Annotated in this window: 14 protein-coding genes; 3 read left to right on the top strand and 11 right to left on the bottom strand. The window is 38.9% G+C overall.

Going from position 1 to position 9,749, the window contains the following annotated elements; all coding sequences use genetic code 11:
- The first annotated feature begins 98 nt into the window (after nucleotides 1–98).
- The gene (locus V7659_RS27780) at nucleotides 99–686 is read left to right on the top strand and encodes a guanylate kinase (protein WP_335543298.1); all 588 of its coding nucleotides are present in this window, start codon (nucleotides 99–101) and stop codon (nucleotides 684–686) included.
- 62 nt (nucleotides 687–748) lie between these two features.
- Here the strand turns inward: V7659_RS27780 and V7659_RS27775 are convergent, their stop codons facing one another.
- From V7659_RS27775 to V7659_RS27745, 7 genes are all read right to left on the bottom strand, one after another.
- The gene (locus V7659_RS27775; protein WP_335543297.1) at nucleotides 749–1,222 is read right to left on the bottom strand and encodes a redoxin domain-containing protein; all 474 of its coding nucleotides are present in this window, start codon (nucleotides 1,220–1,222) and stop codon (nucleotides 749–751) included.
- A gap of 37 nt (nucleotides 1,223–1,259) precedes the next feature.
- Nucleotides 1,260–1,406, bottom strand: coding sequence for a hypothetical protein (locus V7659_RS27770; protein ID WP_335543296.1), 147 nt, complete (start codon nucleotides 1,404–1,406; stop codon nucleotides 1,260–1,262).
- 36 nt (nucleotides 1,407–1,442) lie between these two features.
- Nucleotides 1,443–1,577 carry a hypothetical protein gene (locus tag V7659_RS27765; RefSeq protein WP_260871604.1) on the bottom strand — a complete coding sequence of 45 codons (135 nt, stop codon included), beginning with the start codon at nucleotides 1,575–1,577 and terminating at the stop codon, nucleotides 1,443–1,445.
- Between the two features lie 138 nt (nucleotides 1,578–1,715).
- Complete coding sequence (locus V7659_RS27760; RefSeq protein WP_335543295.1) at nucleotides 1,716–3,152, bottom strand: DHA2 family efflux MFS transporter permease subunit; 1,437 nt, start codon at nucleotides 3,150–3,152, stop codon at nucleotides 1,716–1,718.
- A gap of 205 nt (nucleotides 3,153–3,357) precedes the next feature.
- Complete coding sequence (locus V7659_RS27755) at nucleotides 3,358–4,950, bottom strand: long-chain-fatty-acid--CoA ligase (protein ID WP_335543294.1); 1,593 nt, start codon at nucleotides 4,948–4,950, stop codon at nucleotides 3,358–3,360.
- A 198-nt stretch (nucleotides 4,951–5,148) separates the two neighbouring features.
- Nucleotides 5,149–5,325 (bottom strand): DUF2187 family protein, encoded by a 177-nt coding sequence (locus V7659_RS27750; RefSeq protein WP_335543293.1) that lies wholly within the window; start codon nucleotides 5,323–5,325, stop codon nucleotides 5,149–5,151.
- Between the two features lie 121 nt (nucleotides 5,326–5,446).
- Nucleotides 5,447–5,728 (bottom strand): hypothetical protein, encoded by a 282-nt coding sequence (locus V7659_RS27745; RefSeq protein WP_335543292.1) that lies wholly within the window; start codon nucleotides 5,726–5,728, stop codon nucleotides 5,447–5,449.
- A 276-nt stretch (nucleotides 5,729–6,004) separates the two neighbouring features.
- On the opposite strand from V7659_RS27745, the gene V7659_RS27740 reads away from it, so the two are divergent.
- Together V7659_RS27740 and V7659_RS27735 are read left to right on the top strand one after the other, a co-directional pair.
- Entirely contained in the window at nucleotides 6,005–6,826 is an 822-nt protein-coding gene (locus tag V7659_RS27740) for an HAD family hydrolase (RefSeq protein ID WP_335543291.1), read from the top strand.
- A 128-nt stretch (nucleotides 6,827–6,954) separates the two neighbouring features.
- Nucleotides 6,955–7,449 (top strand): hypothetical protein, encoded by a 495-nt coding sequence (locus V7659_RS27735; RefSeq protein ID WP_335543290.1) that lies wholly within the window; start codon nucleotides 6,955–6,957, stop codon nucleotides 7,447–7,449.
- 57 nt (nucleotides 7,450–7,506) lie between these two features.
- On the opposite strand, the gene V7659_RS27730 is transcribed toward V7659_RS27735, so the two are convergent.
- The 4 genes from V7659_RS27730 to V7659_RS27715 all read right to left on the bottom strand — a co-directional run.
- Complete coding sequence (locus tag V7659_RS27730; protein WP_335543301.1) at nucleotides 7,507–8,193, bottom strand: LrgB family protein; 687 nt, start codon at nucleotides 8,191–8,193, stop codon at nucleotides 7,507–7,509.
- Entirely contained in the window at nucleotides 8,193–8,561 is a 369-nt protein-coding gene (locus V7659_RS27725) for a CidA/LrgA family protein (protein ID WP_335543289.1), read from the bottom strand. Before V7659_RS27725 ends, V7659_RS27730 begins: the two co-directional genes overlap by 1 nt.
- Before the next feature lie 136 nt (nucleotides 8,562–8,697).
- Nucleotides 8,698–9,576 (bottom strand): LysR family transcriptional regulator, encoded by an 879-nt coding sequence (locus V7659_RS27720; RefSeq protein WP_420491780.1) that lies wholly within the window; start codon nucleotides 9,574–9,576, stop codon nucleotides 8,698–8,700.
- Nucleotides 9,577–9,653: 77 nt separating this feature from the next.
- On the bottom strand, nucleotides 9,654–9,749 hold a 96-nt coding region (locus tag V7659_RS27715; RefSeq protein WP_335543299.1), incomplete at its 5' end, for a cold-shock protein.

Here is a 9,749-nt window from a genome sequence, read left to right as displayed (position 1 = left end):
TAAAATATTACCATTGCAACCATATTATGGTGTAATACTAAAAAGTATTTGCCGATAGGTAGATTCTTTTTTATATAATTCATTTCAGGAGGTTATCTATGTATAAAATCAAGAATAAGGAAAAGCTCTTCATTTACACAGGTCCAGATGGTTCAGGCAGAAAAACGGTTGCCAAAATGGTAGCCACCGCTTTTGATATGGAGACAGTCATCTCCTACACAACTCGCTCCCCTCGTCACTATGAAAAGAATGGGGAAGACTACCATTTTATAAACGAAGAAACATTCAAAAAGATGGAAGATAGACAGGAATTTCTTGAATGCGTCGAAATCGATGGTATCCATTATGGCATTCGCGAAGAGGACATTGTAAAAGCATTCGAATCCCACAACCTCGTATACCTCACATTAAATCCCGAAGGAACCGAAAAATTAAAACAAATGTACGGTGATCGTGTCATGCGCTTCTTCATCTATGCCGACCGTGATACGGTGATTGAGCGACAAAAGGAACGACAAGATAATGATCAAGACATTGCCCGCCACATGGCTCATTATGATGAAACCATGAACTATAAAAATAGCTGTGAACATGCCTTTGACAATTATGATTCGCCGCAGATCTCCTTTCAAGTCAGTGAAGTCATTGAAGATTTTCTCGAAAGAGGTTTTATAGTTACTGACTAATAGAATAAAAAAAAGGTGTCAGGCACTCGATTGGTGCCTGACACCATTATTTTTATCGTAGATTATTTGCTTGTTAACTTTTCAAGTTCATTAAATACGGCTTCATAATCTTCTTTTTTGTCCGCTTTAAATGAGGTGTTTATGTAGGTAATTACGCCTGTTTTATCTACCACAAAGACTGAACGAATCGCTGTTCCGCCTTTTTCGTTTAACACATAGTAACTTTTTACCGTTTCTTTAAACCAATCGGATAATAATGGGTACGGCAGGGTTCCCATACTTGCTGCGAAGACTCTATGGGAGTGGATATGGTCCACACTAATCCCAAGTACTTCCGCATCTAATTGCTCAAATCTCTTATAATCCTCTTTCCAAGAGGAAATTTCCTTAATTCAGCCGGGCGTAAAGTCCATCCCATAAAAGGCAACGACGATGTTTTTCTGCCCGCGGTAATCAGACAAGGATATCTTTTCCTTTGTTGTAGCCGTTAAAGTAAAGTCTGGAGCTGTGTCACCGACGTTTAATGAATCTATCATGAAATCAACCTCCTCTTTTAGAAATTTCTGATCCCATCTATTTCCTTTGTTCGCTAGATGGATCCTGAATCGGTACATGCTGTGGCCGCTCGGGATAAGTAGCTTTACCTTCATCGGGACCAGTAAGATTATTTCTTTGGTCTAGAACTTTTCCCGAATATTCAATTGGGTTATTTTTCGGCATTGTCTCACCTCCGATTGAAGACCGTAATTATCTTTGTTAGCTTTTCTTATTTGGAAATTTCAGCTTCTGCTCAGCTTCACTCATATTAGGATTACTTCTAGGCTGGCTTTTGTTCAATGCTTTCTTTAATTCAATGGCAGCATCATCGCCTGTATTGTATTTTTGGTCCATACTGTTCCCTCCTTTTGGTTTTATTATGAACCTAATCAGAAGGTTCATTCTCTGTTCTAACGATAAGCCAAATAAAAAAAACTCTGAAAAACAAATTACCTTTGTTTATCAAAGTTTTTGGTTAGTTAATATATAAAACTACTCCTGCAATTTAACTTTTACCTTCCTTTGTCGCTTAGCCTCGCCCTCTGTCTGATGATCATTTTTTATAAAAAAGGAAAGAATGAGGGCTAATAGTGACAGGATGGATATGACCATAAAGGCGACATTGGCCCCATACATATCCGGATAGGAAATCTCTGGGCGCGTCTCGGCATTTTCCGCGGTGGTCGTCATAACCGTGACAAGGATGGCGGTTCCAACAGAGGCTGCAATCATTTTCATTGTATTATCCACTGCCGCACCATGAGGGATTAATTGTTTCGGTAACTGGTTTAAGGCAGATGTTGCGACTGGCATCATTACCATCGAAAAACCAAACATCCTGATCCCATATAAGACTGTTATATAGGTCATCGTCGTCGAAGGACCTAAATTCGTAAAAGCAAACGAAGATGCTGTCATAATCGTTAAACCAATCATTACTAACCATCTCGCGCCAATTTTATCAAACACTCTCCCAATAATTGGTGCCATCAATCCACTGATTAGCGCCCCAGGTAAAAGTGCGATCCCTGCCTCCACTGCCGTAAAGTCGCGCATCCGCTGCATAAATAAAGGGATAATCGTCTCTGCTCCAATTAGTCCCATAAAGCCAATCATACCAATGATAATGGCAAACGGGAAAACAGAATACTTAAATACACCAAATTCAAGCATAGGATGTTTCAGTCTTAACTGTCTTGTAATAAACAGAACCAGTGACAATCCTCCGATTCCTAGCGTTAAAAGCGTGGTCGTGTTTGCCCATCCATAATTTCCTGCACAAGTAAATCCATACAATAAGCCGCCGAAACCTAGTGTAGATAACACGATCGAAATAACATCCATTTTCGGCTTTGATACTTCAGTTACATTTTTTAAAGCAAAGAAAGCAACAAGAATATCAATAAGAGCAATCGGCAAAATGATAAAAAACAGGACCCTCCATGAAAATTGTGATGTCACCCAACCTGACAGTGCTGGACCAATTGCCGGGGCAAAGGAAATGACTAAACCGACCAATCCCATTGCGGCACCACGTTTATTGACTGGAAAAATCATTAGAAATACCGTCGTCATTAATGGAAGCATAATTCCTGCCCCGCCAGATTGAATAATCCTTCCTAATAAAAGTAGTTCAAAGTTAGGAGCTATTCCGCCTACAAGGGTTCCCACTGCAAAAATGCTCATCGCCGAGATAAACAGCTGCCTCGTTGTAAACCGTTCTAATAGAAATGCACTAATCGGTATCATAATCCCATTGACTAGCATAAATACCGTTGTCAGCCACTGAGCGCTGTTAGCGGTTATATGCATTTCTTCCATAATTGGAGGTATTGCTGTGATCATCAAAGTTTGATTTAAAATAGCAATAAAAGCTCCTGCAAGCAAAAGCGCAACGATCGTCGACTGTTTATTTCTTGATATCGCCATCTATCCATCCCCCATTCCTATTTTCGTTCTTTATGATGGTGAGTTTTGCTATTAACCTTAGCAAAAAACGTACTTTTACAGATTAACTGATTTATCCATAAAGTTCCAATTAAATGCTCTTTGTTTTGGCCACTATCCATTTGTAGCCCAGACACAAAAAAGAGCCCTTTCCCCACTATGAGAAAGAACTCCAAATTTAAATATGTTAATTGACTCGCTTCGGACCTGCCCAGAACATTTCTCTTAATCGATATTTTTGTAGTTTACCGGTTGCTGTTTTTGGTAAAGCGTCGACAAATTCCACTGATTTTGGCGCTTTAAAGTGTGCTAATTGCGAACGGCAGAACTGAATGATCTCATCTTCGGTTACTTTTGCCTCCGGCTGTAAGACGATTATCGCCTTGGGAACCTCGCCCCATTTCTCATCAGGAATCGCAATTACCGCAGTCTCTAAGACAGCTGGGTGCATATAAAGAATCCCCTCCACTTCTGTCGAAGAAATATTTTCACCACCTGAAATAATTAAATCTTTGGCACGGTCTCGTATTTCAATGAAACCATCTGGATGAGTAACGGCTAAATCTCCCGTATGGAACCACCCATCCTTGATCGCTGCCGCAGTTGTTATTGGATCCTTGTAATAACCTGCCATGACGACGTTGCCGCGCGTAATGATTTCTCCTAATTCCTCACCGTTCCAGGCTACTTCTTCTCCGTCTTGATGAACAACCTTTGTTTCACCATTGAAAGCAAGTTCAATCCCTTGTCTCGCCTTGATGGACGCTTGTACATCAGCCGGCATTGTATCGAATTCTTTCTTCCACTCACAATAAAGAATGAATGGAGAGGTTTCCGTTAGACCATAGACATGGATCATATTTAAGCCAAGGATTTCTTGTGCTTTATGAATTAAAGCAGCCGCTGGAGGTGCCCCAGCTGTCGCCATCCGAGGGTTTGTAGTAATGTTAATTTCTTTCGCCTTTGGCTCATTAATAAGCATATTTACGACCGTCGGCGCCCCGCATAAGAGGCTGACATTCTTTTTATCAAATAATTCAAGAATAAGTGACGGGTCCACCTTTCTTAAACAAACATGGGTCCCGCCTGCTGCGGTAATTGCCCAGACACCGCCCCAGCCATTGGCATGAAACATTGGTAATGTATGAAGATACACATCATCATAGTTGACTCCTAAATGATACATGAAATTAGCTGCATTCAGATAATTCCCACGATGGGTAAGCATGACTCCCTTTGGTTTAGAAGTAGTGCCACTGGTGTAGTTTAATGTTAGCAGTTGATTTTCTTCAATTTCTACCTCCGGAAGTGTAACCGCTTCCAAAGCATGTTGCAGAAAAGCCTCATAATCGGTGCCTTTTAACGAAGTTTCCTGTCCAGGTACCGAAACAATTAAGATTTGCTCAAGGGAAAGATGATGGACTATTTTTTCAATCGGTCCGCAAAATTCCTCATCGATAATTAACATTTTGGCATCACTGTGGCGAATGATATACTCCAAATCACTCGCTGATAGCCTGTAATTAAGGGGTACCATGACCGCACCAAGCTGGCAAATGCCATAAAAGCACTCCAGCATGTAATGAGTGTTGGGCAGCATCACTGCTACATGGTCGCCTTGGCTGATTCCTGCTTGGTGTAAGGCAATGGATAGCTGATCGACGCGCTTACCGAATTCTTGGTATGTAAATTCCTTGTCTCCATCGATGATGGCTGTTTTATTCGGATAATACTTGACCGCCCTTCGTTTCCAGTCTAATGGGGTTAATGGGGAAAACATTTTACCAACTCCTCTATTATTAATGAGAGTGATGGGTAATTTTTTTCGCGTATAGATCCCTTTGATGTTTACATCACAAGTCTATTCTCGTCCCCCAAATAGCCATTTGTCAATTAACAAATTGATTTTTCTGAATATAATTTCCTGAATTTTGAACAAAAAAGTCGAGTGGAGATATTCATCCCGCACTCGATGTTTTTACTTCTTAAGTTTGTAATTTTTATGGTTGACTATGGTTGTCAGTGGCTCATCTTTCTCCTTTGAGAAACCATATTGGACCATAACAGAATTTTCCCTTATCCCAGAAACGACACCTTCAAGGTTCTTTCCATCCCGTTGAAAGGAAATTGTATCGCCTAACTTTGCCGTTGCCATTCCATCACCTCGACAATATAGTATCCATAATTTCTCGAAAACATACTTTTCAAATGATGGATCAATACAAAAAAACAAGCCTTTTTATGCTCAAAGGCTTCGTGGGTTATTATAGAAACCACTAATGTGCCATCGTGCCTTCTAGGAACATTTCGTTAATGGTCTTTCTAAATCCCCATATAATCTCTGATAACATATCCAGGTCAATATCAACTTCTTTAATGTCCCAATAATTTTCATTTTTTCGGTGGTAGGTAAAATTTCCTTCTGGATACTTCATAATCGTAAGTGTCCCTTTTGGACTATCCGTATTTAATGTAAGAAAATACTTCGTACCATCCTGGTGAGCATATCTCTCAAAGTCATGAAGAAATTCAGTTATTTCACTAATTCTCAAAATCATCACTATTCACTCCCAATCTCGTATTCTTAAAAACAATATATGAAAAAGCAACGTGAGGAATGGGGACAGAACACTTCACCAATAAGGTTATTGTATTGATTATAGAAGGAAAAAAATGTTATTTCAACTTAAATGTTATATATCCAAGCATTTTTTCCTGATAATTGGTGTCAGGCACCACTATTTCTCAATTAACTATAAAATTTGGAATCCCATTTTTGTGTGAAAATCTGATATAGTTGTCTTTATGATGGAATGGAAAGGAATTTTGACATTATGAAGTGTATTTCAATTGATCTAGACGGTACATTATTAAACTCACAGCATGAAATTTCTGTGGAGAATGAGAAAGTTTTAAACGAATTAAAGGCCCAAGGTCACTGCCTTATTTTGAATACAGGCCGGGCTTACGCAGATGTCATTAAATTAAAAGCTGTTCAAAATATGGAGATTCCGATCTTTTGTATCAATGGGTCCGTTTTATATTCAGAAACTAGAGAACTAATGTATGAGGCTACCTTACCTATTTCAACCTATAAAAATATTATGGAGAAACTAAAAGGATTAGACGTTGGTATACTTGTTTATACAAATTATGGAGGTTTTCCCTCAACATTACCGCCATTACACGGCAAAAGTAAACAGGAGTTGGATCGGCTTTTTCAAACATTTAATTATGATGAAATTCTTGAAAAAGACAATCTTAAAATCTATAAACTTATTGCATTGGTCCACCCAGATCAAGTAGAAAAAATCGAAGAAGTTAAAACAGCTTTGGCCGGCAAATTCGATATTTCTATGGCTTCTTCTTTTCCAAATAATGTGGAAATGACCTCAAGTGAAGCCCATAAGGGAAAAGCATTATTACGCTACCAGCAAATGATGAATCTTTCTTTTGAAGAAATTATTGCTTTTGGTGACGGAGGCAATGACCTTGCCCAGTTTGAAGTCGCAACCACGTCTGTTGCAATGGGAAATGCGCCTGCCCATGTTCAACAAAAAGCCGATATCATTACAAAAACAAATGATGAAGATGGATTTTCCTATGCTGTTCGTGAGCTTCTACAGTTATTGGATGCTGAAGAAAAAATACTATAATGAAAGATTTTACTTTTTCCTTTGATTTTGCACAATTTGTCGGTTAATTTTCTTACAGTCTGTTAGACTTGTTCAGTCATTTAACATAGTGGAAAGCATACCCTTCTTACTAAAGGAGGGATTTTTTTATGAACAGAGAATTCGCAAATAAAACGTCATCCAGATCTTCTGGTATTTTTGGACTTATTTTTTGTTTTATTGGAATTGGATTCATGTTTATCAACGTATTGATTGGATCGATTATCGTTATTCTTGCCCTCGTCATTTTTCTAATTATGTATTTCTTTGGCAATGACACCACGGTTATTTGTCATGAAAAAGGGTTTACTGTCACTATCACGAGCCAAAGAAAAGGTACATTTGTTAATGAGTATACCTGGGAGGATGTAACGGATACCCTGTATTATGAGAAAGAATCACCAGGTGAAAATAATACCACCACATGTTATTTCCAGGTAAAAACAGAAAAAGGAATCGCCTTTAATGTATATCAGATGAAGAACTTCCATGAACTTATTGAACTCTTTAACCAAAATACAACTCACCTTGCATACTTTTGGGAAAAACCAACAGGCATACTTAAAACTGGTTATCATAAACAAACGCGTGTCCCGAATAATTAGTAAAAGGTGTCAGGCACCATGTGAAGAATTCACATGGTGCCTGGCACCTTTATGTTTTTAGACACTAAAGTGCATTAGGGGTGGTATGAGGAGTGCTCCCCAAATTAAGGTGATTAATGCTGCGAAGATCATGGCTAGGGATGAGAAGGTTGCTTCTTGGTTCCCGTATTCAAACGCTTTGTTTGTACCTGCACCATGTGCACCCATACCTAATGCAAGGCCTTTAGCAATAGGTGTTTTAATGGATAGGCCTTTAATCACCGATGGACCGACAATGCTGCCAATAATACCTGTTATAATCACGAAAACAGTTGTCAAGGTTGGCAGACCGCCAATCTCCTTTGAAACCTCAATTGCAATCGGGGTTGTAATCGACCTTGGCAGCATCGATGTGATAAAGTCATATTTCAAGTGAAACAACTTCGACAAACCATAGGTAGAAAATATCGCCACTAGTGATCCGGAGGTAATACTGATGATAATCGTACCCACATATTTTTTAATAATCTTTAAGTGTTTATAAATCGGTACAGCAAACGCAACGGTTGCAGGTCCGAGTAAATGTGTTAGCCATTTTGTATCCGCTAGGTATTGATCGGCTGTGACATGAGTAACGGAAATCAGGATGATCAATAAAATAGGTGCCAGCAATAAGGGATGGAAAAAGAACAGGTTCCATTTTGTATGGACCTTTTTCGACACTCTGTAGATAATAAACGTTACGATCGTAAATAAAAACATCATCAATGCTGCTCACTCCTTTTTCCGCCCGTTATTCTTTCAGCAATTAGTGCGGTAATTCCCATAACAATAATCGTACTAATCCCAATCAAACCGACGATTTCTGCTCCTTCGACACTTAGTATTTCATCATAATTGACAATCCCCACCGCTGATGGGACAAAGAAAAGCAGCAGCTCAGCTAACAGCCAATTTGCTCCCTTTTCCACCCATTCCATTTTGATAATTTTGAAATAAAGTGCGAGAAAAAGAAGGCACAATCCGAACATGGAAGCAGGGATTGGGAGCGGAATTACCTCTTTCAGTTCAGCGCCTAGAAATAAGAATACATGTAGAAATAATACCTGTAAGATGATAACTCCAAGTTTCATCGAAATAATCCCTCCATAATACAAAAAAAGGAGCTAAAAAACTCCTTTTCTTTCCAAAATGAACTATAGAGTATATAGTACGCTGATTTTCGTCATTCGTAAAATACATATATCGAATGATTTACATAACCGAAAGTTATAATGGATCTTTTAAAATAAAATCAATAAATGTTCGACCAGCATTAGAAATATAGCGGTCTTTCTTCGTGATGACAGCCAGTCTCCAGAGAATATCTTCCTTCAGCTCTATGACCCTTAAATCTGGGTTAAAAGCACGGTTACAGATTGATCGAGGCAGAATCGTGATTCCGAGATTAGCAGCCACCATTTCCGTCATTAGGTCCCACTGCGAACTCTGAAACAAAATTTTCGGCTCAAACCCCACTTCAATAAACTGATTTCTCATGATTTGATTTAGTGCAAATTCCTCATGATAAAAGATAAACTCCTCTTCTTTTAGTTCCTTAATGTCTACGACTTTACGCGATGCTAGACGATGGTCTTTAAAGACCAACAATTTCATTTCTTCTTCAACAATGGGATAAACATCAAATTGCTTTTCATCAATTGGCAGTACCGCCACACCAAGCTCGAATTCCCCTTCCTCGACACTCTTTACCACTCTTGCGCCACCATACTCGGTAATATTTAATTCTATATTGGGAAAGGCATGATGAAACTTAGCGATTACCCTAGGAAAAAACAAACTGCCTATAATAGGGGGAAGCCCAATTGTGATCTGCCCCCTAGACAGGTTCGTGATGTCATTTAAGGTGGTTTTCATTTCAGATAAGATTCCTACCATTTTCTGCGCATATTCTAAGACTATTTTTCCTGCATCAGTCAGGTCACTTGTCTTATTGGTGCGAATAACCAACGTCATTCCTAACTCTTCCTCTAACACTCGGATTGACTTACTCAGGGCTGGCTGCGAAAGATGCATGCTCTCCGCCGCTTTTGTTATACTTTTATGCTTAGCCACTTCTATGAATAATTGTAATTGCCTTAATTCCAAAACTTCCACCTCTGAAAATTTAATAATTAAACGCAAAAAAGACCCTCATAAGAGAGTCTTTTATTATTTAGGTTCAATTATGCTTTACGAACGTTAGTAGCTTGGGGTCCACGTTGACCTTGTTCTACTTCAAATGTAACTGCTTGACCTTCGTCTAAAGTTTTGAAACCTTC

It is taken from the genome of Neobacillus drentensis, assembly GCF_036966985.1.
GTDB lineage: Bacteria > Bacillota > Bacilli > Bacillales > Cytobacillaceae > Neobacillus > Neobacillus drentensis_E.
Note: the sequence above shows the minus strand (reverse complement) of the source record. Positions and strands in the feature narration are given on the sequence as shown.

What these genes read in the sequence shown, in the direction of transcription:
- V7659_RS27780 (WP_335543298.1), top strand. Translation starts at nt 99, where the DNA reads ATGTATAAAATCAAGAATAAGGAAAAGCTCTTCATTTACACAGGTCCA.
- V7659_RS27770 (WP_335543296.1), bottom strand. Translation starts at nt 1,406, where the DNA reads ATGCCGAAAAATAACCCAATTGAATATTCGGGAAAAGTTCTAGACCAA.
- V7659_RS27765 (WP_260871604.1), bottom strand. Translation starts at nt 1,577, where the DNA reads ATGGACCAAAAATACAATACAGGCGATGATGCTGCCATTGAATTAAAG.
- V7659_RS27760 (WP_335543295.1), bottom strand. Translation starts at nt 3,152, where the DNA reads ATGGCGATATCAAGAAATAAACAGTCGACGATCGTTGCGCTTTTGCTT.
- V7659_RS27755 (WP_335543294.1), bottom strand. Translation starts at nt 4,950, where the DNA reads ATGTTTTCCCCATTAACCCCATTAGACTGGAAACGAAGGGCGGTCAAG.
- V7659_RS27750 (WP_335543293.1), bottom strand. Translation starts at nt 5,325, where the DNA reads ATGGCAACGGCAAAGTTAGGCGATACAATTTCCTTTCAACGGGATGGA.
- V7659_RS27745 (WP_335543292.1), bottom strand. Translation starts at nt 5,728, where the DNA reads ATGATTTTGAGAATTAGTGAAATAACTGAATTTCTTCATGACTTTGAG.
- V7659_RS27740 (WP_335543291.1), top strand. Translation starts at nt 6,005, where the DNA reads ATGAAGTGTATTTCAATTGATCTAGACGGTACATTATTAAACTCACAG.
- V7659_RS27735 (WP_335543290.1), top strand. Translation starts at nt 6,955, where the DNA reads ATGAACAGAGAATTCGCAAATAAAACGTCATCCAGATCTTCTGGTATT.
- V7659_RS27730 (WP_335543301.1), bottom strand. Translation starts at nt 8,193, where the DNA reads ATGATGTTTTTATTTACGATCGTAACGTTTATTATCTACAGAGTGTCG.
- V7659_RS27725 (WP_335543289.1), bottom strand. Translation starts at nt 8,561, where the DNA reads ATGAAACTTGGAGTTATCATCTTACAGGTATTATTTCTACATGTATTC.